Below are 23,422 nucleotides of genomic sequence, written 5' to 3' on the forward strand. Positions count from 1 at the left end.
CGGAGAGGCCCGTTCCGGCGTAATCAGCCGCCGAACCCCGCGCTGACGGAAGATCGCCCGATGATTCCCTTCGTTCGTGAAATCGATGTCGCCTGTGGCCGGCGTGATCAGGTCTCGCCGCTGATACAGAGGGTTATCGCCGACAACCCCGGCCCGTTCACCTTCACCGGCACCGGGACCTACATCGTCGGCCGCCGGGAGCCCGGGGCAGAGATCGCGGTGATCGATCCCGGCCCCCCCGACGAGTCCCATCTCAAGGCCTTGCTGGCTGCCGTCGAGGGTCGGCGCGTCAGCCATGTTCTGGTGACCCACACCCACCGCGACCATTCCCCTCTGGCCCGCCCCTTCGCCGAGGCAACCGGCGCCGTGATCCTGGCCGCCCGCCCGCCGACCCATACGATCCACGCCTCCGCCCCGCTGGAGGAGGACGAGGATGACGACTTCGCGCCCGATGATATCCTGACCGGCGGCGAGGTGATCCGGGGCGACGGCTGGACCATCGAGGCCATGGCCACGCCGGGTCATGCCTCAAACCACATGGCCTTCGTGCTGAGGGAGGAGAATGCCCTGTTCAGTGGCGACCATGTCATGGGCTGGTCGACCACCGTCGTCGCCCCGCCTGACGGAGACATGGCCGACTATATGGCCAGCCTCGACGCCGTCATCGCTCGCGACTTCACCACTCTTTGGCCCACCCACGGCGCGCCGATCACGGATCCGGGCCCCTTCCTGATCGCCTATCGCGCCCACCGCCAGGCGCGTGAGGACCAGGTGCTGGCGCGTCTGGCCGCCGGGGACCGGACGATCGCCGACATGATCCCGATCCTCTATGCGGCCGTCGACAAACGGCTTTGGCCCGCGGCCAGCCTGTCCGTCCTGGCCCATCTGACAAAGCTGGTGCGCGAGGGCCGAGCTTCGGCCGAGCCTGGGCCCGGTCTGGCGGCGATCTGGAGCCTGGAGGCCTAGGCCTGCATTCCGGCGAGGATGCGTTTGGCCAGACGGCAGGCCTCGCCGCGATCGTGTCGGAAGTCCCTGGCCGTGACACGCACATCAGTCCGACCCGGCCGCACGCGCACCACGGCGTCATAGGTGCGCGTGTACCAGAAGGAATAGAGGCGGCCCGAGGCGCCGCCGACGCCCGCGCTCGGGACGTCGAAGCCCGCCTTGTCCAGCGCATAGGCCACCACCCCCGGCGCCACCTGGGTCGGCAGGGCGCGGATCTCGCAGCCCCCCTCGCCGACCTGGGCCGCAACCGGCGAAGCGCGTCCTTCAGTCCGCTCGGCGATGGTCTTTGCGGGATAGTAGGGAGAATCGGCGGCGTTCGTCGAAACGTCGCCCCCGCCCCGGGCGTCGCGGACCAGGGCGTAGTGCCAGCCGAAGGCGCCGATCGTCAGGGCGGAGAGGACGACCGCCGCCGCCCCGAGCGTCCCGGCGTAGCGCCGCTCCGCCAGGGCCGCCGTCGCCGCATAAATCGCGCCGAACACCCCGATCACCGCCAGCACGGGCACGACCCTGAGTGTCAGGACATCGAGGCCGAAATCCACCGACCAGACATTGAACTTGTAGCCCAGCAGGGCCGCGAAGGCGGTCGCCGGGGCCAGGGCCGCGATCAGGACGCCAAGCCGGGCCCGGCGGAACATGCGGTCGCGACGATCATGCTGGGGCGAAGCGGTCATGGGGTCAGCCTAGCCAAGGCAGGCCATTCCGGCCACCCCTGACCCGTCGGGGTTGAGTGGCCGTCACCGACCGGTCTGGGCCCGGTGCCTGAGCATGGCGTCGGCCAGGACGCAGGCGGCCATGGCCTCGACCACCGGCACGCCGCGCAGGGCGACGCAGGGGTCGTGACGGCCCTTGGTCCTGAGATCGACCTCGGCCCCGTCGCGGTTGACGGTCTGGCGCAGGGTCAGGATCGACGACGTCGGCTTGAACGCCACCTTCAGCGTCAGGGGCTGGCCGGTGGAGATGCCGCCCAGGATCCCGCCCGCATGGTTGGACAGGAAGACGGGTTCGCCGCCCTCGCCCATCCGCATCTCATCCGCATTGGCCTCGCCGGTCAGTTCGGCGGCGCCGAAGCCCGCGCCGATCTCGACGCCCTTGACCGCATTGATCGACATCATGGCCGCCGCCAGTTCGGCGTCCAGCTTGGCGTAGAGCGGCGCGCCCCAGCCGGCGGGCACGCCCGTGACCTCCAGAGCGACCACGGCGCCGATCGAGGACCCGGCCTTGCGGACCCCGTCCAGATAGGCCTCCCACTCGGGCACGACGGCCGCCGAGGCCGCGAACAGGGGGTTCTGATAGACGGCGTCGAAATCGACGGCTGCGTCAGCGATGCGATGCGGCCCCAGCTGGACCACGCCGGCGCGGATCCTGATCCCCCCGCCCAGAACCTTTCGCGCCACGGCGCCCGCCGCAACCCGGCTGGCGGTCTCGCGCGCCGAGGACCGGCCTCCGCCGCGATAGTCGCGCACCCCGTATTTGGCCTGATAGGTGACATCGGCATGGCCGGGGCGATAGGCGCGGGCGATCTCACCATAGTCCTTGGACCGTTGGTCCTCGTTCTGGATCTCGATGGCGATCGGCGTACCCGTCGTGACCGGCCCGTCACCGTCGTCGAACACGCCCGAGAGGATGCGCGCGGTGTCGCTCTCGTTCCTCTGGGTCACGAAGCGGCTGCCGCCGGGCTTTCGCAGGTCCAGCCAGGGCTGCAGGTCCGCCTCGGTCAGGGCGATCAGGGGCGGACAGCCGTCCACCACGCAGCCGATCGCCGGCCCGTGGCTCTCGCCCCAGGTCGTCACGCGAAACAGATGGCCGAAGGTGTTGTGGGACATGGCCCCCGCTTAAGCCGCCAGACGCTCCGGCGTCCAGACCCGCGTGAACCGGGCCAGCAGATGTTCTGCGGCCGAGGGGGCGTCCTCGGAGGGGGTCAGGGTCACGAACAGATGCCCCGCCGGCCGGCTTCCGCGCGCCGGCAGGCCCATCTCGCGCAGCCGGATACGCACCGGGACCGTCAGCCCCGGCGTGACCCAAGCGCCGCGCAGGCCGGCCCAGGTGTCGATCTCAACCCGGCCGCCGTCCTCGATCAGACGCGGCGCCACCGGCCAGCTCATGTGGACGTCATCGCCCAGCACCGTCAGCCCGTCGGCCGAACGGATCAGGATCGGCAGATAGAGGTGGCCCCCGTCCGCCGCCGCACCGCGCAGCCTGAGATGATCGCCGGTCCGCATCCCGGGCGCGACCGTGATCTTCAGCGATTTGCCGTGCAGCCGGACCCGGGTCACGCCGCCCTGAATGGCTTGCAGCGCTGTGATCCCCACCACCGGCAGAGCCTCGGGCGAGGCTTTCGGGGGTTCCAACGGCGTCAGGGCGCCGCCCTCCTCCTGGATCAGCCGCCAGGCGGCGATCACACGGCGGAAGCGGTCGTCGTCACCGCCGGGCAGGTCGGGCCGCGCCGCCTTGACCGCCGTGCGGAACGCCCGCGTCACGGCGTCTCCGTCGGTCGGGCCGTGCAGGCCGAGAATGGCATAGGCCTGGGTCAGGGTCTGGCTGGGCGCGCGCATCCGCAAGCCTTGTCGCCAACATGGTCAAGAGCGGGTTAACCGCGTTCGTGGTCCGACCTTGATCCAGAGCAATGCGCTTTCCCGCGCGAGCCGCTATATCCCCGCCCATGACCAACAGCGCCATCCCCGCCAGCCCCGACCGCGAGACCTATGCGCGGGACTATGCCGCCGCCCTCGCAGCCAACGGGGACGAGACGATCTTCGACCGGACCGAGCCCATCGGCCTGTTCCTGGAATGGCTGGCGGATGCGAAGGCGACCGAGCCCAACGACCCCAACGCCATGGCCCTGTCGACGGTCGACGCCTCGGGCGCGCCGGACAGCCGTATGGTCCTGCTCAAGGACATCGACGACCGGGGCTTCACCTTCTTCTCCAACGCCGAGAGCGACAAGGGCGTGGAGCTGGCCGCCCGCCCCGTCGCGGCCCTGCTGTTCCACTGGAAGTCCCTGCGCCGTCAGGTCCGGGTACGCGGCCGGGTCGAGCCGGTGACCATCGAGGACGCCGACGCCTATTTCGCCACCCGCGCCCGTGAGAGCCGCATCGGCGCCTGGGCCTCGGACCAGTCGCGGCCTCTCGCGGACCGCGAAACCCTCGAAGCCGCCGTCGCCCGCGAGACCGAACGTTTCGACGGTCAGGACGTGCCTCGCCCCGCGCGCTGGACCGGCTGGCGCATCATCCCCGAGGCCGTCGAGTTCTGGCGCGACCGGCCGTTCAGGCTGCACGACCGCTTGAGGTTCGACCGGGTGGACGAGGCGTGGCGGCGCGAGCGGCTGTATCCTTAGGGGCCGGCCCTACTTCGCCCCGTACCGCGCCAGGAAGGTCTCCACCGCGTCCAAGACAATCTGGTCAACCGAGCGCACGGCCTGGACCTCGTCGCCGGTGACCAGGGGCATGAAGAAGATGGGGTGTTCGATCATCCCCATCAGCTGGCCTGCGGCCCAGGAGGGCTTGTCGATGACCAGTTCGCCCGAGGCCCTCAGCTCCATCAGGGCCGTCATGAGGGGGCGGCCGAAGTCGCTGCGGCCGCGATCGAAGAATTTCATGGCGGTATCGCGGAAGCGCGGCCGCTCGGCCATGACCAGCCGGAACACCGAGCGCACGAAGGGGTCACCCATGAAGCCGGCGTAGGCCAGCATGAAGCCGGTCAGCCTCTCACGGGCCGGGCCGCCGATGGAGCCGACCCTGGACATCTGCCGCTCGAAATCGTCGGCGGCGTCCACGATCACCGCCGCGAACAGGTCCTCCTTGGAGGGGAAGTAGGCATAGAGGGTCGCGGTGGAGACCCCGGCCTCGCGTGCGATCGGCTCGACCCGGGTTGCGGCGTATCCGGCGCTCATGAACGGCTTGCGCGCGCTGCGCAGAATGGCCGCCTTACGGGGGTCTTCAGGAGAGGCGGGCGGTGTCGTTGGGCTTTCCGGGGGCATCTGACCAACTGCTGTTATCCCCAGCCTGTCGCGAAACCGCTACGCTCGCAAGCAAATTTAACGAGCGCGTTCAGCCCTTTCGACCAGCGGAGCCAGAAGCGGGTGGGCCAGAACCGGGGCGGCCAGCCGCACCACGGCCTGCGCGTCCTCCAGCCGGACCGCCGCTGTGGCGTCGGCGACAATGAAGTCGGCATGGGTTTTCGACGGCTCGGTCAGCCGTTCGTGACCCGGCCGGACGGTCAGCAGATACTGGTGGATGACCGACTCCGCGGTGCGTCCGCGCTCGGCCTGGTCGCGCAGCAAGCGGCGGATGAAGCGGATGTCGGACGGGGTGTCGACGAAGACACGGATGTCGAACAGCGCCGTCATCTCGGGGGTGCAGAGCACATGGGTGCCCTCGACCACGATCACCTCGGCAGCAGGGATCGGCTCCCCGTCCGGCTCGCGCCCGTGGTGGATGAAAGAATAGACCGGCGCGGTGATCGGCTTGCCTGCCTTCAGCCGCGTCAGGTCCTCGGCCATCAGCTCATGATCGCGCGCCGCCACATCGTCGAAGTCGAAGGTCGCGGCGTCGAAGTCCGGCAGGCTGGCCGCGTCGCGATAGTAGGAGTCCTCGCGCACCAGGGCCGCCGCGCCCGCCGGCAGGGACGAAACGATGGTCTCCGCAAGCGTGCTCTTGCCCGAGCCCGAGCCGCCGGTGATCGCGATGAGAATGGTCATGGGCGGCCTTCTAGGGCCCTGCGCCGACAACCGCTAGTACGGCCAGGCGTTCGAGAACCCGATGAAGGTGGCGAGAAGCCCGCCGGGGACGATCAACCAACCTACGCCGAGGTTCAGTGTCAGCCAGCGCGAGAGGCGATCGCGCGTCCGGACGCCGGCTGCGACCGTTGTGATCAGCGGGACGAAGGCAAACAAGACGGCGAACAGCCCGAAACAGACGTAGCCGCCGATCGGCCCGCCAATCGCTGACCCGAGCATCATGAAAGGCGCCGCCACGATCGAAATCATGAAAACGATGGCCACCTGAGCCATGCCCTGCGGCTGCACGCCCACCCAGTAGATGCCGGCGCCAACCAGCAGCAAAGCCGGTACGGGAATCCAGCTCAATATCCGCCACCACAGCCCCGTCAGCATTCTCGGATCAACGGGACCGGTCATCCGCTCAACCTGCGCGCAAGCGATTGCAAAACGGTTCGCTTTCAGGGTGAACGTGACCTTGCGTCACGTTTGCTTATCAGCGTTCACCTGAGTAGCTTGCCCGCAAGCGCCGCGATCAGCCGGTGCAATTCGAGGAAGTGCGATGCTGGGTTTGATGCAGGACTGGCCCCTGACGGTCGACAAGATTCTGGACCATGCGAAGAACTGGCATGGCCATCGCGAGGTGGTCACCCGGTCGGTCGAGGGCCCTATCGTCCGCACCAGCTATGCCGAGATCCACGCCCGGGCGAAGCGGGTCTCGAACGCCCTGCTCGGCTGGGGCGTCAAGCCCGGCGACCGCATCGCCACCCTGGCCTGGAACACCGGCAAGCACATCGAGGCCTGGTACGGCATCATGGGCATCGGCGCGGTCTGCCACACCCTGAACCCGCGCCTGTTCCCGGAACAGCTGATCTACATCATTAACCACGCCGAAGACCGGATGATCTTCGTCGACCTGACCTTCGTGCCCCTGCTCGAGGCCATCCTCCCGCATTGCCCGAAGGTCGAGCGGGTCATCGTCATGACCGACGAATGGACCATGCCGGCGACCCAACTGCCGCGCGCCGAATGCTATGAGGCCATCCTGTCCGAGGCCTCGGAAGAGGTGACCTGGGGCGACTTCCCGGAACAGACCGCCTGCGGCCTCTGCTACACCTCGGGCACGACCGGAAACCCCAAGGGCGTCCTTTATTCGCACCGGTCGAACTTCATCCATACGCTGCTGGGCCTGCAGACCTCGGTGCTGGGCGCGACGCCCGCGGAGGTCATCCTGCCGGTCGTGCCGATGTTCCACGCCAACGCCTGGGGCATCGCCTTCGCCGGTCCGGCCGCGGGCTCCAAGCTGGTCATGCCGGGCGCCAAGATGGACGGCGCCTCCATCTATGAGCTGATCGTGTCGGAAGGCGTGACCTTCTCGGCCGCCGTTCCCACTGTCTGGCAGGGTCTGCTGGCTCACCTGCGCGAGAACAAGCTGCAGATCCCGACCGTCAAACGCGTCCTGATCGGCGGCTCGGCCGTGCCCGAAAGCCTGATCCGCGCCTTCCACGACGAGTTCGGTATCGAGGTGCTGCAGGGCTGGGGCATGACCGAGACCTCGCCCATCGGCACCCTGTCCAACATGACGCCCGAGACCCTGGCCCTGCCCTATGACGAGCAGATGAAGTACCGGGTCAAACAAGGCACCCCGCCGCTGGGCGTCGAGCTCAAGCTCAAGAACTACGCCGGTCAGGACATGCCCCACGACGGCCACACCTACGGCCGCCTGATGATCAAGGGCCCGACCATCGCCGGCGGCTATTTCCGCTCGGATGAAAGCATCCTCGACGCCGAGGGCTTCTTCGACACCGGCGACGTCTCGACCATCGACGAGATGGGCTTCATGCAGATCACCGACCGCGCCAAGGACGTGATCAAGTCGGGGGGTGAGTGGATCTCCTCGATCGACATCGAGAACATCGCCGTCGGCCACCCCAAGGTCGAACTGGCCGCCGTCATCGGCGCGGCCCACCCGAAGTGGGACGAACGCCCCGTACTGCTCGTCAAGCTCAAGCCCGGCCAAACCCAGGACAAGCAGGAGCACCTCGACTTCCTGGTCGGCAAGATCGCCAAATGGTGGATGCCCGACGACGTCGTCTTCGTCGACGACATCCCGCTGGGCGCCACCGGCAAGGTCGACAAGAAGCTGATCCGCGAACGCATGAAGGACTACCGTCTGCCCACGGCGACCGAGCCGGCCTAGGATCTCGCTCAGCTTCCGTTCACCCTTTCAGGGTTAACGTCGGGGCTTCGGGAGACTCCATCATGATCATCGCCTCCACGCGCGCGCCCAAACTCGCCCTGAGCCTTGCTGTGGTTCTGGGGACCGCCGCCCTGCTTCAGGGCTGCCTGGTCGGCGCGGTCGCGGGGGCGGGCGTCGCCGTCGTCGGCGGGACGGCCAAGATCGCGGGTTCCGCCGTGGGCGCCGGCTTCGACGCCGTCACCACCTCCGACGAGGAAACCCGCGCCCGCCGTGAACGCGAACAGCGCGACTATGAACGCGAGCAACGCCGATGCGAACAGCGTCAGGCCCGGGGCAAGCGCTGCTAGGGAAGCCCGCCTGAGCGAACATCTTTCCCCGAACGGGTGAACGGACCTGCGGTTGCGCCTGCTGCCCGCGATGGTCTAGCGTTCGGCCAACGAGGGGGAACTATAAAATGACCGATACGCCGCCCGGGCTCTCGCCCGACGATTCCGCTGGCCTGCCGCCGATCAGGACCGAGGACACGATCGGGAGCCCGCCGTCGGAGGGTCAGCCCCTGACGTTTGGCACGACGCTGCGTCCCTCATCCTTCTTCGGGCTCAGCCTGAAGAACGGCCTGCTCAATCTGATCACCCTCACCCTCTGGCGTTTCTGGGGCAAGACGGAGGTGCGGCGCCGCGTCTGGCAGGGAATCCGTCTGAACGGCGACGCCTTCGAATACACCGGCAGAGGCGTGGAGCTGTTCATCGGCTTCCTGCTGGCCCTGCTCGTGCTGGGTCTTCCCTTCCTGCTGTTCATCTTCGCCGTCCAGTTCGCGGGTCCGATGTACTCGGCCCTGATCATCCTGCCGCTCTATCTGTTCATTTTCTGGCTCTCGGGCTTCGGCGTCTTCACCGCCTATCGCTACATGGCCAGCCGCACGACCTGGCGCGGCATCCGGTTCCAGCTCGGCGGCTCGGCGACCGGCTTCGGCTTCAAATACCTCGGGATTATGTTCCTGAACGGCATCACCCTGGGCTGGTACGCGCCCGCCGGGGAGCGCCAGCTGGCCGAGGCCCTGTGGAGCGAGCTGAGCTTCGGCAACCGCCGCTTCCGCTTCTACGCCGCCAAGTCGGAACGTGAGGGTGTCTACGGCGCCTTCGCCCTAGGGTGGTTCCTGACCTTTATCCCCTATGTGCTCTTCCTCTTCATCGCCTTTGCGATCGCCGTGGCGACAGGCCCGAGCGCTTCACTGCCCCCCGCCCCCTCGGCCTTGGGCGCCCATGCCCCGTCGCAGATGGCCATGATGGGCATCATCTATCTTGTGATGCTGTGCCTGGCGCCGCTGATCCTGCTGATCTGGGCGCCGTACCAGGCCGCCATCCTGCGCTCGATCACCGCCGGCGTCGGCGTCGACGGCGCCAGCTTCAAGCTGAACGTCAAGGCCATCGCCCTGTGGTGGCTGATTGTCAGCAACCTATTCTGCCTGCTGGTCTCGCTCGGCTTCCTGATGCCCTGGGTCCAGGCGCGCACCGCCCGGTTCCTCGTCGAGCGGCTGACCTCGACGGGCGAGGCGCGGGTCGACGAGGCGTTGCAGACCGGCCGCGGCCCCGGCTCGGGCGAAGGTCTGGCGGACGCCTTCGGCTTCTCGCTGATCTGACCCGATGCAGACCCGGTTTCTGGATGGAAAGAGCGCCCGACCGCTGTCGGCGGAGGTCGAGGTTGACGGGTCGACCGTCCGCATCACCGCCACCGACGGCCGGACCTACGCCTGGCCGGTCAAGGGGCTGGAGCTCGTCATCGAGGGCGACGAGGCGCGGCTGTCGCACAAGTCGAACCGCGACGCCCGCCTGATCCTGCCCGAGGCCGAATGGGTCCGGATCGGGGGCGACCATATCGAGGCCATCGCCCGGCAGCGGCGCAGGGTCGAGACCGGTCTGGTGGTCGGCCTCACAGTCTTCGCGGCGGCGACGGTCGGCTTCGTCTTCTTCGGCGTGCCGGCCCTGTCGGGACCTCTGGCCCGGGCCACACCGCCGTCGTTCGAGATCGGCATGGGTCGCAATTTCGACGCCCAGCTCGGGACCGCCTTCAAACGCTGCGACGGCCGCGAGGGCCAGCAGGCGCTTCATGACCTGGGCCAGAGGATCGCCGCCGGGGCCGACACCCCGTTCGACATCCGGGTGCGCGCCGTCCACGCCCCGATGCTGAACGCCTTCGCCCTGCCCGGCGGGCCGATCCTGGTCACAGACGACCTGATCCGCGACGCCAAAAATCCCGATGAACTGTCTGCCGTCATCGCCCACGAGGTCTCCCACGTCGAGAAGCGCCACGTCATGCAGGCCGTGTGGCGCAGCCTCGGCATCGGTCTGTTGCTCGACGCCGTAGTGGGCGGCGGCTCGGGTGCGGGTCAGCAGGCGGTCCTGCTCGCCGGTCAGGCCACCGACCTGCGCTATGGCCGCGAGGCCGAGAGCGAGGCCGATGCGCGGGGGCAGCAGTTGCTCCAGAAGCAGGGGCTGTCGTCCAAGGGCATGGCCAGCTTCTTCGCCCGCCTCGGCAAGGGCGACGGGGAAGGCGAGCTGGCCACCGTGTCGGAGTTCGCGGCCACCCACCCCAACGCCGCCCGCCGCGCCAGGGCCGCACGCGCCGCCGAACGTCCCGGCGCCGTCGCCCTGACCCCCGCCGAATGGACCGCGGTCAAGGCGACCTGCGGCGCGGACGAGGACAGGCTGATCCCGGTCATCCGCCGGAAGTTCCGCCTCGGTCGCTAGGCTCCCGACGCGACTCAGGTCGTCCCGAAGCCCGTCTCGGGATTCCCCCCGATGGGCGGCTCAGGCGGGGGAGACCAGACTTGCGGGACCGCCCCGAAGCCGTCGGGGCTCTGGAGCCCTCGCCATGACCAGGTCGCCCGAAGCCGCCGCCGGCACGCCGGATCATCTGCCGCGTCCGGACTTCCATTTCACCGGCCAGGTGGGACGCACCTACAAGGATTCCGATCCGGCCGTGTTTCCCCAGCCGACCGAGGCGCCCAAGGGGGCGCCCAATATCGTGCTGATCCTGCTGGACGACGTCGGCTTCGGCCAGTTCTCGACCTTCGGCGGCGGCGTCCCCTCGCCCACCATGGACCGGCTGGCGAAGGAGGGGGTGCGCTACAACCATTTCCATACCACCGCCCTGTGCAGCCCGACGCGGGCGGCCCTGATCACCGGCCGCAATCACCATTCGACCAGCTTCGCGGGCATCACCGAACTGGCCACGGGCTATGACGGCTATTGCTGCATCCTGCCGAAGAACTGCGGGACGGTCGCCGAGGTGCTGCGCCAGAACGGCTATATGACCGCCTGGATCGGCAAGAACCACAACACCCCCACCTGGGAGACCAGCCCGATCGGCCCGTTCGACCGCTGGGCCAACGGCCTGGGCTTCGACTATTTCTACGGCTTCAATGCGGGCGACATGAGCCATTGGCACCCGGTGCTCTACGAGAACCACAACCTCGTTCCGGCCTCAGACGATCCTGACTACCACCTGACCGAGGACCTGGCCGACAAGGCCGTCGAATGGGTGCGCCGCGCCAAGAGCATCGCACCAGACAAGCCCTTCTTCCTCTATGTCGCCCCCGGCGCCACCCACGCCCCGCACCAGGCGCCGAAAGACTGGATCGACCAGTTCAAGGGCCAGTTCGACGACGGCTGGGACGCCTATCGCGAAAAGACCCTGGAACGGCAGAAGGCGCTGGGCGTCGTGCCGAAGGACACCCAGCTGACCGAGCGCTCGAAAGGCCTGCCCGCCTGGGAAGGCCTGGAGCCTGACCAGAAGCGGCTCTATGCCCGGATGATGGAATGTTTCGCGGGCTACGGCGCCCAGGTCGACGCGGCCATGGGGCGGGTCATCGACGCGGTGAAGGAACTGCCCGACGCCGACAACACCATCATCCTCTACATCGCCGGCGACAACGGCTCCTCGGCCGAGGGCGGGCTCGAGGGTTCGCTGAACGAGAACCTGTTCTTCAACGGCTTCCCCGAGACCTGGCAGGACAATCTGAAGGCCATCGACGAACTGGGCGGACCCAAACACTTCAACCACTTCCCCTCGTCCTGGGCCCACGCAATGAACACCCCGTTCCAATGGACCAAACAGGTGGCCAGCCATTTCGGCGGCACCCGCAATCCGCTGATCATCAGCTGGCCGGACGGGGTGAAGGACAAGGGCGGGCTGCGCGACCAGTTCCTGCATGTGATCGACATCGTGCCCACGCTCTACGAATGGGCAGGCGTCACCGAGCCACGCGAGCTGAACGGCGTGCCGCAGAAGCCGGTCGAAGGCATCAGCTTCGCCTTCACCCTCAATGACGCCAGGGCTCCCGGCAAACGCCGGACCCAGTATTTCGAACTGGCCTGCAACCGCGGCCTCTATCACGACGGCTGGATGGCCTCGGCTCCGTCCTTCGTGCCCTGGGACGCGAACCGGGACGAGAACTGGAACCCCGACCACGCCGTCTGGGAGCTCTACAAAATCGACGACGACTTCTCCCAGGCGAAGGACCTCGCCATGGCCAATCCCGAAAAGCTGCGCGAACTTCAGGATCTGTGGTGGGCCGAGGCTTCGAAATACAGTGTCCTGCCGATCGACTGGCGCGGCACGGTCCGCATGAACGGCGAGGCCATGGGCCGGCCCACCCCGGCGGGACACCGCACCAAGGTCGACTATTACGAGGGCATGACGGCGCTTCCCGGCGCGGCCTGCCTGCCGATGCTCAACAAGTCCTGGACCATCACCGCCCAGGTCGATCTACCCGACGACAAGACCAACGGCATGATCATCACCCAGGGCGGGTCCGAGGGCGGCTATGGCCTCTATCTGCGCGACGGCAAACCGGTTTTCGTTTACAATTTCCTGAGCTTCAAACGCCCTACCTTCACCGGCGAGGACGCCCTTCCGGCTGGCAAGACCACGATCGAGGTCGACTTCAAATACGACGGCGGCGGCATGGGCAAGGGCGCCGAGATCACCCTCAGGGCCGGCGGGAAGAAGGTCGCGGGCGGCCGCATCGAACATTCGGTGCCGATCCAGTTCGCCATCTTCGAAGGCCTCGACATCGGCCTCGACAGCGGCTCCCCCGTCGACTGGACCTACCAACTGCCGTTCAAATTCACCGGCAAGATCGACAAGGTGACGGTGGAGATCAAACCGGGGGCCTGATCGGTTGGGCCTGACCGGGAGATAGACCCTGTCACATCGGGCGGTTTAGGCTGCCGGCATGACCCCGACCCTCCTGATCCCCGGCCTCGCCTGCACGGCTGAACTGTTCGGCCCCCAGATCCCGGCCCTGTGGCCGGTGGGGCCGGTGACGGTGGCGACCTCGACCGAGGGCGACAGCATGGCCGCCATCGCCGCCGGCATCCTGCGCGACGCCCCGCCACGGTTCGCGCTCGGCGGTCTGTCGATGGGCGGCTATCTGGCGCTGGAGATCATGAGACAGGCGCCGCAGCGGGTCCTGAAGCTCGCCCTGATGGACACCGCCGCCCGTCCGGACACAAAGGAGCAGTCGGCGGTCCGGCGCGGCCTGATCCAGCGCTCCGACGACGGCTATCTGGAGGGCGTCATCCGCCAGATCGCGCCCAACCTTCTGCATCCCGACCACCGAGACGACCAGACCCTGATCGAGACCCAGGTCCGCATGGGTCTCGCCGTCGGGCCCGAGGCCTTCAAACGGCAGCAGACGGCCATCATCAACCGCATCGACAGCCGCCCCTACCTGTCGGCCATCGCCGTCCCGACGCTGGTCCTCGTCGGCGACCGCGACGCCCTGACCCCGCCCGACCGGTCGCAGGAGATGGCCGCCGAGATCCCGGGCGCAAAACTGGTGGTGGTCCCGAACTGCGGCCACGCCTCGTCGCTGGAACAGCCCGCGGCAGTCAATGCGGCGCTGCTGGAGTGGGTGGCGGGCTAGCCAGCCGAACTACTTCCAGCCCGCCGCCCGCGCCTTCGCCTCGTCCTCGCCCGCGACCGTCTCCCCGGCCAGGGTCGCGTCGACGGCGGCGAGGACCACGGCGGGGGTGTCCGACGACGCCATACGCACCTCGGTCGAGGCCGCCTCGAACGGCGCCAAGGCCTGCACCGCCCAATGGCCGTCGCGGCGGCAGGCCAGACCCGCGACGCCGGCCTCTCCGGCCTGGAAGGTGCGGCACCAGCGACCTTCTGCATCGCGGAAGGTCAGGCCGATGGCCCGGCCCTCGCCGTCCGCGCCATCCGTCGCCAGCCTCTGGTCCAGCACCCGGACCAGACCGGCGTCGGCGATCACTCCGCCCGGCTGGACCGCGAAGCCTTGGGGCGTCGGCCTCATCCCCAGCCAGCCGATCGCCACTCCCCCGACGAAACAGGCTGTCGCCAGCCCGCCCCAGATCGGGGCTGACCGAGGCGCGAAAGCCGCCTTCAACCGCTCGACCCAGCCGGGCGCCGCGGTCGCTTTCGACCCACCCGCGATCAGCCGCATCAGGTCGGCGTCACGCGGATCGGGCGTGATCGGAAAGGCCTCGCGCGCCGCCGTCCGGTCCGTCTGGAACGCCGCCAGCCGCGCAGCCAGCACCGGATCGCCCACCGCCGCCGCATCGACCTCGGCGGCCCGTTCGGGCGACAGCTCGCCGTCGGCGCGGCGCATCAAGGTCTCGTCGTCGAATGTGGTCATGCGCTCACTCCCTGTTCGGTCAGAGTCTGGATCAGGCTCTGGCGGCCGCGCACCAGACGGCTGGTCAATGTGCCCTCGGGCACGTCCAGCACCTTCGCGGCCTCGGCATAGGAAAGCCCGTCGATGAGCACCAGAGCCACCGCCAGCCTCTGGTCCTCGGGCAGGTCCAGGATGGCTCCCCGCGCCGCGAGGGCGTCGAGCTTCAGCCCCTCCCCGGCCATGGCCGTGTCGGGCACGGTCGCGGTGAAGTCGTCCTCGGGCGAGACCACCTTGCCCCATCGGGTGCGGGAGCGGCCCTGATCGATGAAAATCCGTCTCATGATCGTGAAGGTCCAGCTGTCCAGCCGCGTGCCTTCGCGAAAGCCGGATCGCTTCGACAGCGCCCGCTCGATCGTCTCCTGCACCAGGTCCTGGGCGTCGGCGTCCGAGCCCACGAGGGCGCGCGCGAAGCGTCGCAGTCGCGGCAAAAGCTCCACGAGCCCGGTCTGAAAGGCGTCCAAAGGCGTTCCTCGGTCATGTGGGATGAAACGACCGGGCTCCGGCGTTTCATCCCGCGAGACGCTTATTCCGTCATTGCCGCCGCCGCGCCAATGGCTTTCACTCATCGGGCACGGAGCCACGACCATTTCCCGCACGCTGAAAACCCTGACGATTCTGCTTGCGACCTTCGCTGTGGCGGCCCCCGCCATGGCCCAAGTCGGTTTGCCCGGCGGCGGTGTTTCGGGCGGACTTGGCCAGTTGCAGTCCACCGTGAGGGACACCGTCGGTAGTGCGACCGATCGTGTCGACGCCCTGACCGGCCGGGTTCAGACAGACGCGGCCGGCGTGCTCAACGCCCCTTCCCGCCTTACCGCCATCATCCGCCGGTCGCGCGGGGCGCTGGAGGCGGACCCGCAGGGCTGGCCCGTCGTCAGCGGAGAACTGGTCGCCATCGGCATGAGCGCCGAGGCCCGCCGCGTGGCGCTGGCCGAGGGCTTCACCGTAGTCCGGGAGGAACGGCTGGAGGCGCTGGACCTGACCACCGTCGTCCTCGCCCCGCCACGCGGCCGGTCACTGAGGCAGGCGTTGCAGCGGCTGCAGCGGCTCGACCCGACCGGCGACTACGCCTTCAACCATGTGCACCAGCCGGCGGGCGCGCTCGAACCTGCATCGGCGCCAACCGCCGTCGTGACGCCTTCGGCTCAGACCGCAAGCTCCGCCCGCCTCGGCCTGCTCGACACCGGGATCGAGGCCACCCATCCGGCTCTGGTCGGATCGCGGGTGACCCAGCGCGGCTTCGCGGGTCCGCCGCGCATGGGCGGCCATGGCCTCGCCGTCGCCTCCCTGATGGTCGGGCGCACCGCGAACTTCACCGGCGCGGCTCCGGGCGCAGCCCTCTGGGTCGCCGACGTCTATGGCGGCAGCCCGACCGGCGGCTCCTCCACGGCCCTGGCCGAGGCCCTGTCGTGGATGGTCGAAAGCCGCGTTCAGGTGGTCAACATCAGCCTCGTCGGCCCGCGCAACGCCCTCGTCCAGGCGGCGGTCCGGCAGGCCGAGGCGCGGGGCCTGACCCTGGTCGCCGCTGTCGGCAACGACGGCCCGGCCGCCGCGCCCCTCTATCCGGCGTCGTATGACGGCGTCGTCGGGGTCGCCCCGGTGGATCGCCGCGACCGCATCCTGCCCGAGGCCGGGCGCGGGCCACAGGTCGACCTGTCGGCGCCCGGCGCGGACATGGCGGCGGCAGGCGTCGCCGGAAGCTGGGTCACGGTGCGGGGCGCCTCCTTCGCCTCTCCCCTCGTCGCCGGTCTGCTGGCCGGCGAGAGCCTGTCGTCGCTCGAACGCTCGGCCCGCGATCTGGGCCAGCCCGGCGCCGATCCGGTCTATGGCCGGGGCCTCGTCGGCGAGACCCTGCGCACCGCCCCCGCCGCCGTAGGCGCCCGGGAGAGGCTGTCTCAGTAAAAAAGTTCGGGCTTCGGGATGAAAGCCGAATGGCCCGTCGTTGGACCCTGTGAGGACGGATCAACCGCCCGCAAAATCGCAGGAGACACCAATGCGCAAGTCCATGATGTTCATCACCGCCGCCGCCTTCACCCTGACCCTGGCGGGCGGCGCACAGGCCCAGATCCTGGGCGGTGGCGGCGGTCTGGGAGGTGGCCTCGGCGGCACGCTGGGCGGCGGCCAGATCGGTGGCAATCTGACCGGTTCGGGCATGCTGAACGGCACGGTCAACGGCTCGGGCGTCACCGGCGCCGTGGACCAGACCATGACCCGCGCCGAACGCGCAGCGGCTCGCACTGAAGCCCGCGCGGCCCAGGCCCGCGCCCGGGCCGAACGCACTGCCAATGCGGCCCGCGATCGCGCCGCCTCGACGGCCGCCAGCGGCGTCACGACCGCCCAAGGCGCCGCCGGTTCGGCAGTCTCGACCGCCCAGGGCCTCGGTTCCTCGGCCAGCGGTTCGGCCTCCGGCGCCCTGAACGGCGCAGCCAATGCCGCCTCCGGCTCGGACGTTTCCGCCTCGGGTTCCGGTTCGGGCAATGGCGCCGGTTCGGTGACCACGCCGCGCGGCCGCCAAATCGACCTCGGCGGCTCGGGCTCGACCAGCGGCTCCGCCTCGGCCAGCCGCGACGGCGCGGCCATCAGTCTGGGCGGCAATGCCGCCGCTAACGGCTCCAGCCGTCGCCCGCAGCCGGCGGCCGCCCCCGCCCCGGCCTCGTCGTCCGGCTCGACGCCCGACGCGGCGTCGAACTAGGTCCCGTCAGAATGAAAAGGCCGCCGGGTTCGCCGGCGGCCTTTGCTCATGAAAGGGTCAGGGTGCAGCGTTCGTGGATCGTCGGCCGCGCCACGGTGATCCGTGACAGGCCCGGCCAGTCGGGCTTCAGCCGATTGGCGAACCACAGGCACAGATGTTCCAGTGTGGGCAGCTCCAGCCCCGGCTTTTCGTTGAGCAGGCCGTGGTCCAGTTCCTCCGCCGCCGCCTTCAGCGCGCGATCCAAGGCCCCCAGATCCGCGACCCAGCCGTGGCCGTCCAGCGTGGTCCCCTTAACGGTCGCCTCGACCTGGAACGAATGGCCGTGCATCCGGCGATAGATGCTGCCCTCGGGCTCGTTGGGGAAGTGGTGCGCCGCGTCAAACGTCGCGGCCTTGGTGATTTCAAACTCGGTCATCTGACTAACGCACGCCAATATATTTGTGGGTCTGGACGCTGAGCCGCCACTGCGGGTGCGTCAGGCAGTATTCGATGGCCGCCTCTGTGTTGGCGATCTGATCCGGTCCGTCCATCGGCTGCAGCCAGAAGCGCTCGAAATCGAGCCCTTCGAACCGGTCCGGTTGGGCGAGGGCCTGCGGATAGACCAGCTTCAACTCCTGGCCCTTGATCTGGATCACATCCGCGTCCGCCTTGGGGCTGACGCAGATCCAGTCGATGCCATCGGGCGCGGCGACGGTGCCGTTGGTCTCGACCGCGATGTCGAAGCCGCGCGCCTTGAGCGCCGCGATCAGGGCGGCGTCGAGTTGCAGCAGGGGCTCGCCGCCTGTGCAGACCACCAGACGGGGATCGCCCTCGCGACCGCGCCAGAAGGAAGCGACGTGGTCGGCCAAGGCCTCGGCATCGGCGAACTTGCCGCCGCCGTCACCGTCCACGCCGACGAAGTCCGTGTCGCAGAACGAACAGACGGCCGAGGCCCGGTCGCGCTCCAGCCCGTTCCAAAGGTTGCAGCCGGCGAAGCGCAGGAAGACGGCGGGCCGTCCCGCCTGTCCGCCCTCGCCCTGCACTGTCAGGAAGGCCTCCTTGACCGCATAGGTCATTCGGCGGCGTCCGTTTCGCCGGCCCATTCGGCGTATCCGGCGGCGCGCAGTTCGCAGGCCGGGCAGGTTCCGCAGCCGAAGCCCCAGACGTGCCGGTGTGACCGGTCGCCGAGGTAGCAGGTGTGGCTTTCCTCGACGATCAGCTCGACCAGACGCTGGCCGCCCAGACGCTGCGCCAGGGCCCAGGTCTGGGCCTTGGTCAGGGCCATCAAGGGGGTGTCGATCGGCACGGGCTTGTCGAGGCCGAGCGTCAGGGCGCTCGACATGGCGTCGATGGTCGCGCGGCGGCAGTCGGGATAGCCCGAGAAGTCGGTCTCGCACATGCCCCCGACCAGCACCTCCAGCCCCCGCCGGTCAGCCAGAGCTGCGGCACAGGTCAGGAAAACCAGATTACGGCCCGGCACGAAGGTCGTCGGCAGGCCGCGCGCATCGACCTCGATGGCGCGATCGGTCGTCATGGCGGTCTCGCCGATGGCGCCAAAGCCGGTCAGGTCGACGATATGGTCCGGGCCCAGCCGCTCGGCCAGCTCGGGGAGGACCCTGGTCATGCCGTCACGGACGTGCTGACGCGCCTGCATCTCTACCGCATGGCGCTGGCCATAGTCGAAGCCGACGGTCTCGACGCGTTCGTACCGCTCCAGCGCCCAGGCCAGGCAGGTGGCGCTGTCCTGCCCGCCCGAAAACAGGACCAGGGCCGACGAAGAGGGGGAATTCTGGAAATCGCTCATGACAAATCTGCGGTCGGCCGTTTGGCCGCGCGCATTCGGGTCGCCTTCAGGATGAAACTTCGGCGGTCTCCATACACCAAACCCGGCGCCGGAGCAAAATCGACAGGCCCCGCCCCGCCTGACCCATTGGGCGAACAGGCAATTTTCTCAAAGTGAGAAAATCCCCGGCCGCTTAACCCTTCTGAAAATGGTTTTCGGCCATTGTCCACAGCGTAGAACGGAGTCCCGGCCAGTATGCCGACTATCGAAGTCCTCACGGAACGAGCCGAACCCATCGCGCCCGATGTGCTGGCGAGCGAGGTTTTCGCGCGCTTTCACCGTGAGCCGGACACCCTCGTCATTCCCGTCGTCGACGACGGCCGCCCGGTCGGCCTGGTCGAACGCAACGCCTTTCTGATCAAGATCGCCGGCCCGTTCGGCCATGCCCTCTACTCCGGCCGCGCCGTGACCTATGTCATGGACTCCGAGCCGGCTGTGGTCGAGGCCGGAGTCGCCATCGACGCCTTCTGCGACATCATGCTCAAGGGCGGCCCCGGCGCCCTGATGCGCGGCTTTATCGTCACCCGCGACGGCCGCTATCGCGGGGTCGGCACCGCGGTTTCCCTGCTCCAGGCCATCAACGACCAGCAGCGCCGCCAGAACGCCGAACTGGCCGACCAGCAACGCGCCCTGATGGATTCCAAGGCCCAGGCCCTGGCCTCCGCCCGCGCCAAGAGCCAGTTCCTGGCCATCATGAGCCACGAGCTGCGCACCCCGATGAACGGCGTCCTCGCCGTGGCCGAACTGCTGCGTCGCCAGCCGCTCAACGAACAGGCCCAGTCGCACGTCCAGACCATCGTCGACTCATCCGAGACCCTGATCCGCATCCTGCAGGACGCGCTCGACCTGTCGCGCGCCGAGGCCGGCGAGCTGGAGCTTTCGCCCGTCGCCACCCCGCTGCGCGCCCTGATGGACGACGTCGAACAGCTGTGGGCGCCGCGCGCCTCACAGGACGGCGTGACCCTGATGGTCGGCTATGAGGGCGACACCGAACTGGCCGCCGAAATCGATCCGATGCGGCTCAAGCAGGTGTTCAACAACCTGATCGGCAACGCCCTGAAATTCGCCCGCAACGGCATGGTCGAGGCCCGTCTCAAGGCCTGGGTCGACAGCTCGAACATCCGCATGGAGGCCCGCGTCCGAGACGACGGCCCCGGCATCGACGCCGAACGTGTGGACGCCATCTTCGAACCCTTCGTGCATGGCTCCGGCCCCGACGGCGCGGGCCTCGGCCTGTCGATCTGCCGCCAGGTGGTCGAGCGTATGGACGGCCGCATCTGGGCCGAGAACAACGCCGGGCGCGGCGCCACCTTCGCCTTCGACTTCGCCGCTCCGCGCACCGTGGTGGAAGCGGACGTCCAGTCCAACATCCAGGCCCTCGCCGACCTGGAGCTCCAGGCCAATCCCCACATCCTGATCGTCGACGACAACGCCACCAACCGCGTCGTCGCCCAGGCCCTGTGCGAGATGTTCGGCTGCAGTTCCGAGACCGCCGAGGACGGCGTCGAAGCGCTGGAAGCCGTTCAGGCCCGCCCGTTCGACCTGATCCTGATGGACATCAAGATGCCGCGCATGGACGGGGTCCAGGCGACCCAGGCCATCCGCGCCCTGGCCGGTCCCGAGAGCCAGATTCCGATCGTGGCCCTGACCGCCAACGCCGACCCGGACGACGCCAAGGGCTATATCGCCATCGGCATGGCCGCTGTCGTCGAGAAGCCGATCAAGCCCGAACGCCTGCGCATGGCCATGAACGCGGCCCTGAGCGGCGAGACGCTGGCCCCGGCCGAGGCCCGTCCCACCCGCGTCCGCGCCGCCTAGGCCACGGGTTCGGGCTCCGGCGCCGGAGCCTCCTCGTCTTCATCGTCATAGCCGACCAGTCTGAGCGCGCGCGCCGTCTGGCCATTCAGCTCGCACCAGCGCAGCAGCCCCTCCTCGCGGCCGTGGGTGATCCAGATTTCCTCCGGCTTCAGTTCGGAGAAGGTCGTGGTCAACTCGGTCCAGTCGGCATGGTCCGAGATCACCAGAGGCAGCTCCACGCCCCTCTGCCGCGCGCGCGCCTTCACCCCCATCCAACCCGATGCGAAGGCGGTCACGGGATCGGCGAAGCGGCGGGCCCAGCGGTCCTGAATGGCTGACGGCGGAGCGATGGCCACCTCCCCGCCGAGCGAATCCTTGGGAAGTCCCGTCGCCGGCAGGATGGGCCCCAGATCGACGCCCTCGCGCTCGTAGAGGGCGTTCAACCGCTCCAGCGCCCCATGGACATAGATCGGCCGTTCCCAACCCTGCTCGCGAAGCAATCGGATCACCCGCTGCGCCTTCCCCAGCGCATAGGCGCCGACCAGATGGGCGCGGTCGGGGAACTGGCCGAGCGACTGGACCAGACGGCCGACTTCCTCTGAGTCCGGCGGATGGGTGAAGACCGGCAGGCCGAAGGTCGCCTCCGAAATGAAGACGTGACAGGGCACAGGCTCGAAGCCGGCACAGGTCGGGTCGCGCCGGCGCTTGTAGTCACCCGAGGCGACCATCGTGATCCCCTTCCAGCCGATGACCGCCTGGGCCGACCCCAGCACATGACCGGCCGGGACCAGCCGGATGTCGACGCCGTTGACCGAGGTCGTCTCGCCGTAGGGAGCCGACTGGCGCGTTACGGCGAAGTCCTCGCCGTAGCGTTCGGCCATGATGGCCAGCGTCTGGGGCGTGGCCAGAACCGCGCCGTGGCCCGCCCGCGCATGGTCGGAATGGCCGTGGGTGATCACCGCCCGGTCCACCGGCCGGACGGGGTCGATGTAGAAGTCGCCGGGCGGGCAATACAGGCCCGCGGGCGTCGGCTTCAGCAGGTCCTCGAAACGGATCATGGGGCTACAGGTCGGCATCCGGGGCTTGCGCGCAAGGCCGCGCCCGATAAGGACGGATGGATGAGCGATACGTTCCTGACAGAAATCCTTCCGCAGCTGGCGGGCGGCGCCGCCCACACCCAGGCGCTCGGCTTCAGGCTGGAGAGCGTGGAGGGTCAGATCGTTCGGCTGCGCACGCCCTGGCGTGAGGATCTGGTCGGGGATCCTGACACAGGCGTGCTTGCGGGCGGACTGGTGACGACCATGCTGGACCATGTCGGCGGCCTGGCGACCTGGGTGGCGCTGGGCGGGTTCCAGAACATCGCGACGCTCGATCTGCGCGTCGACTATATGCGGGCGGCGCGGCCGAAGACCGACCTGATCGCCGAGGCCCATTGCTTCAAGGTGACCCGCAACATCGCCTTCGTCCGCGCCTGGGCCTTCGAGGCCGACGCCGAGGACGGCTCCGGCGATCCTGTCGCCGCTGCCCAGTCGGCCTATGTGATCACCGAAAACGCCTCGCACCGCACCGGTGCCAATCTGAAGCCGCGCACCGAGGGAGCGGCCCGATGAGCGATCTGCTGCAACGCCTGCCCTATGCCCGCTTCCTCGGCCTCGAAGGGCGGCTGGAAGATGAGACCCTGACCGTGGTCATGCCCTTCGCCGACAAGCTGATCGGCAACCCCCTGCTGCCCGCCCTCCACGGCGGTTCGACCGCCGCCCTGCTGGAGATGACCGCCATCGCCCAGGTGGCGCTGGCCTATCCGCGGCTGCGCCTTCCGCGTCCGATCAACGTCACCGTCTCCTACCTGCGCTCGGGACGGCCGGTGGACGTGCTGGCGCGAGCGCATATCTCGCGCGCCGGTCGCCGCGTCGCCCACGTCCTGGCCGAGGCCTGGCAGGAGGATGCGGCCCAGCCGATCGCCACTCTGGTCGCCAACTTCCTGCTGGACGACAGCAACGAATAGTTGCGGGCGAATACCGACCCATGATTGTTTCCCGCGCATGATGCTTGGTCATCGGGGGACAGGATGACTTCAGAGACTTCAAACCGCGACACGGCGGCCCGCGACGCGGCCGGCGCCAGGGTGACCGAGAGCCTTCGGGTCGCCGAGGCCGCCGTGGATCTCGCCCTCGTTGAAGCGGAGACGCTGACCGCGCTGTCACCCGCCGCCTCCGACCACCCGGCGCCCGTCAGGGCGGTTAGCCGGGCGCGCATCCACCTCGCCCGGGCGCACCGAACCCTCGCCGATGTCGCGCGCCGGATCGGGCTGGATGAGACGACCGTCGGCCCCCTCGACAAGCCCGAAGATACGCCCCCGATCGGCGGCGGGCCGAGGCGTCGAAGACCCGCCTGAAGCCGCTCAAACCAACAGCAACGCTCCCGCTAAGGGTAAACAAATCCCTACCGGACTCTCCTGAAACGTGTTAAGGGTATATTTACCTGTTGTTTAG

26 protein-coding genes are annotated in these 23,422 nt (G+C 68.7%); 14 read left to right on the forward strand and 12 right to left on the reverse strand.

The features are described from left to right. Window positions 1-60: 60 nt before the first annotated feature. Entirely contained in the window at window positions 61-966 is a 906-nt protein-coding gene (locus AC07U0_RS06490) for an MBL fold metallo-hydrolase (RefSeq protein ID WP_494719221.1), read from the forward strand. Here the strand turns inward: AC07U0_RS06490 and AC07U0_RS06495 are convergent. The 3 genes from AC07U0_RS06495 to AC07U0_RS06505 form a co-directional block, all read right to left on the reverse strand. Further along, window positions 963-1,676 carry a hypothetical protein gene (locus AC07U0_RS06495; protein ID WP_494719222.1) on the reverse strand — a complete coding sequence of 238 codons (714 nt, stop codon included), beginning with the start codon at window positions 1,674-1,676 and terminating at the stop codon, window positions 963-965. The genes AC07U0_RS06490 and AC07U0_RS06495 overlap by 4 nt on opposite strands. Before the next feature lie 63 nt (window positions 1,677-1,739). Then, window positions 1,740-2,828, reverse strand: a complete 1,089-nt coding sequence (gene aroC / locus AC07U0_RS06500; protein WP_494719223.1) for a chorismate synthase — start codon at window positions 2,826-2,828, stop codon at window positions 1,740-1,742. Window positions 2,829-2,837: 9 nt separating this feature from the next. Continuing rightward, complete coding sequence (locus tag AC07U0_RS06505) at window positions 2,838-3,557, reverse strand: DnaJ C-terminal domain-containing protein (protein WP_494719224.1); 720 nt, start codon at window positions 3,555-3,557, stop codon at window positions 2,838-2,840. Between the two features lie 107 nt (window positions 3,558-3,664). On the opposite strand from AC07U0_RS06505, the gene pdxH reads away from it, so the two are divergent. Next, complete coding sequence (gene pdxH, locus AC07U0_RS06510; RefSeq protein ID WP_494719225.1) at window positions 3,665-4,339, forward strand: pyridoxamine 5'-phosphate oxidase; 675 nt, start codon at window positions 3,665-3,667, stop codon at window positions 4,337-4,339. A gap of 9 nt (window positions 4,340-4,348) precedes the next feature. Here pdxH and AC07U0_RS06515 read toward each other — a convergent pair whose 3' ends face one another. Genes AC07U0_RS06515 through AC07U0_RS06525 form a run of 3 tightly spaced genes read right to left on the reverse strand, consistent with a single transcriptional unit; the run spans window position 4,349 to window position 6,115 of the window. Next, entirely contained in the window at window positions 4,349-4,981 is a 633-nt protein-coding gene (locus AC07U0_RS06515; RefSeq protein WP_494719226.1) for a TetR/AcrR family transcriptional regulator C-terminal domain-containing protein, read from the reverse strand. Between the two features lie 57 nt (window positions 4,982-5,038). Then, window positions 5,039-5,701, reverse strand: a complete 663-nt coding sequence (gene udk / locus AC07U0_RS06520) for a uridine kinase (RefSeq protein ID WP_494719227.1) — start codon at window positions 5,699-5,701, stop codon at window positions 5,039-5,041. Between the two features lie 33 nt (window positions 5,702-5,734). Then, complete coding sequence (locus tag AC07U0_RS06525) at window positions 5,735-6,115, reverse strand: hypothetical protein (RefSeq protein WP_494719228.1); 381 nt, start codon at window positions 6,113-6,115, stop codon at window positions 5,735-5,737. Between the two features lie 166 nt (window positions 6,116-6,281). On the opposite strand from AC07U0_RS06525, the gene AC07U0_RS06530 reads away from it, so the two are divergent. The 6 genes from AC07U0_RS06530 to AC07U0_RS06555 all read left to right on the forward strand — a co-directional run bounded on the left by AC07U0_RS06530 (window position 6,282) and on the right by AC07U0_RS06555 (window position 13,848). After that, the gene (locus AC07U0_RS06530) at window positions 6,282-7,919 is read left to right on the forward strand and encodes a long-chain-fatty-acid--CoA ligase (protein WP_494719229.1); all 1,638 of its coding nucleotides are present in this window, start codon (window positions 6,282-6,284) and stop codon (window positions 7,917-7,919) included. Window positions 7,920-7,981: 62 nt separating this feature from the next. After that, the gene (locus AC07U0_RS06535; protein WP_494719230.1) at window positions 7,982-8,266 is read left to right on the forward strand and encodes a hypothetical protein; all 285 of its coding nucleotides are present in this window, start codon (window positions 7,982-7,984) and stop codon (window positions 8,264-8,266) included. 107 nt (window positions 8,267-8,373) lie between these two features. Next, on the forward strand, window positions 8,374-9,558 hold the full coding sequence (locus AC07U0_RS06540) for a YjgN family protein (protein WP_494719231.1): 1,185 nt from the start codon (window positions 8,374-8,376) through the stop codon (window positions 9,556-9,558). A 4-nt stretch (window positions 9,559-9,562) separates the two neighbouring features. Next, window positions 9,563-10,666 carry a M48 family metallopeptidase gene (locus tag AC07U0_RS06545; protein WP_494719232.1) on the forward strand — a complete coding sequence of 368 codons (1,104 nt, stop codon included), beginning with the start codon at window positions 9,563-9,565 and terminating at the stop codon, window positions 10,664-10,666. Window positions 10,667-10,790: 124 nt separating this feature from the next. Beyond that, window positions 10,791-13,097, forward strand: coding sequence for an arylsulfatase (locus AC07U0_RS06550; protein WP_494719233.1), 2,307 nt, complete (start codon window positions 10,791-10,793; stop codon window positions 13,095-13,097). 58 nt (window positions 13,098-13,155) lie between these two features. After that, window positions 13,156-13,848 (forward strand): alpha/beta fold hydrolase, encoded by a 693-nt coding sequence (locus AC07U0_RS06555; RefSeq protein ID WP_494719234.1) that lies wholly within the window; start codon window positions 13,156-13,158, stop codon window positions 13,846-13,848. 9 nt (window positions 13,849-13,857) lie between these two features. Here AC07U0_RS06555 and AC07U0_RS06560 read toward each other — a convergent pair whose 3' ends face one another. Both AC07U0_RS06560 and AC07U0_RS06565 read right to left on the reverse strand, forming a co-directional pair. After that, complete coding sequence (locus tag AC07U0_RS06560; protein WP_494719235.1) at window positions 13,858-14,583, reverse strand: anti-sigma factor family protein; 726 nt, start codon at window positions 14,581-14,583, stop codon at window positions 13,858-13,860. Next, window positions 14,580-15,059, reverse strand: a complete 480-nt coding sequence (locus tag AC07U0_RS06565) for an RNA polymerase sigma factor (protein ID WP_494719236.1) — start codon at window positions 15,057-15,059, stop codon at window positions 14,580-14,582. The genes AC07U0_RS06560 and AC07U0_RS06565 overlap by 4 nt, the downstream gene beginning before the upstream one ends. A 211-nt stretch (window positions 15,060-15,270) precedes the next feature. Here AC07U0_RS06565 and AC07U0_RS06570 point away from each other — a divergent pair, with 211 nt between their 5' ends. Together AC07U0_RS06570 and AC07U0_RS06575 are read left to right on the forward strand one after the other, a co-directional pair. Further along, window positions 15,271-16,521, forward strand: a complete 1,251-nt coding sequence (locus tag AC07U0_RS06570) for a S8 family serine peptidase (RefSeq protein WP_494719237.1) — start codon at window positions 15,271-15,273, stop codon at window positions 16,519-16,521. A 91-nt stretch (window positions 16,522-16,612) separates the two neighbouring features. Continuing rightward, window positions 16,613-17,311 (forward strand): hypothetical protein, encoded by a 699-nt coding sequence (locus AC07U0_RS06575; RefSeq protein ID WP_494719238.1) that lies wholly within the window; start codon window positions 16,613-16,615, stop codon window positions 17,309-17,311. Window positions 17,312-17,357: 46 nt separating this feature from the next. Here the strand turns inward: AC07U0_RS06575 and AC07U0_RS06580 are convergent, their stop codons facing one another. Genes AC07U0_RS06580 through queC form a run of 3 tightly spaced genes read right to left on the reverse strand, consistent with a single transcriptional unit; the run spans window position 17,358 to window position 19,094 of the window. Continuing rightward, window positions 17,358-17,726, reverse strand: a complete 369-nt coding sequence (locus AC07U0_RS06580; protein WP_494719239.1) for a 6-pyruvoyl trahydropterin synthase family protein — start codon at window positions 17,724-17,726, stop codon at window positions 17,358-17,360. 4 nt (window positions 17,727-17,730) lie between these two features. Then, window positions 17,731-18,366: a 7-carboxy-7-deazaguanine synthase gene (gene queE, locus AC07U0_RS06585; RefSeq protein WP_494719240.1), complete on the reverse strand. Its 636-nt coding sequence runs from the start codon at window positions 18,364-18,366 to the stop codon at window positions 17,731-17,733. Further along, complete coding sequence (gene queC, locus AC07U0_RS06590) at window positions 18,363-19,094, reverse strand: 7-cyano-7-deazaguanine synthase QueC (protein ID WP_494719241.1); 732 nt, start codon at window positions 19,092-19,094, stop codon at window positions 18,363-18,365. The genes queE and queC overlap by 4 nt, the downstream gene beginning before the upstream one ends. A 234-nt stretch (window positions 19,095-19,328) precedes the next feature. On the opposite strand from queC, the gene AC07U0_RS06595 reads away from it, so the two are divergent. Continuing rightward, window positions 19,329-20,951 (forward strand): response regulator, encoded by a 1,623-nt coding sequence (locus AC07U0_RS06595; protein WP_494719242.1) that lies wholly within the window; start codon window positions 19,329-19,331, stop codon window positions 20,949-20,951. Here AC07U0_RS06595 and AC07U0_RS06600 read toward each other — a convergent pair. Further along, complete coding sequence (locus AC07U0_RS06600) at window positions 20,948-21,988, reverse strand: ligase-associated DNA damage response exonuclease (protein ID WP_494719243.1); 1,041 nt, start codon at window positions 21,986-21,988, stop codon at window positions 20,948-20,950. The genes AC07U0_RS06595 and AC07U0_RS06600 overlap by 4 nt on opposite strands. 60 nt (window positions 21,989-22,048) lie before the next feature. Between AC07U0_RS06600 and AC07U0_RS06605 the strand changes: the two genes are divergently transcribed. From AC07U0_RS06605 to AC07U0_RS06615, 3 genes are all read left to right on the forward strand, one after another. After that, window positions 22,049-22,540, forward strand: coding sequence for a PaaI family thioesterase (locus tag AC07U0_RS06605; RefSeq protein WP_494719244.1), 492 nt, complete (start codon window positions 22,049-22,051; stop codon window positions 22,538-22,540). After that, window positions 22,537-22,935 (forward strand): PaaI family thioesterase, encoded by a 399-nt coding sequence (locus tag AC07U0_RS06610; RefSeq protein WP_494719245.1) that lies wholly within the window; start codon window positions 22,537-22,539, stop codon window positions 22,933-22,935. The genes AC07U0_RS06605 and AC07U0_RS06610 overlap by 4 nt, the downstream gene beginning before the upstream one ends. A gap of 63 nt (window positions 22,936-22,998) precedes the next feature. Continuing rightward, a complete protein-coding gene (locus AC07U0_RS06615) occupies window positions 22,999-23,325 on the forward strand; it encodes a hypothetical protein (RefSeq protein ID WP_494719246.1) in 327 nt (108 codons plus the stop codon). Window positions 23,326-23,422: the final 97 nt, after the last annotated feature.

The sequence above is a fragment of the Brevundimonas sp. GW821-FHT02A10 genome (assembly GCF_059422025.1).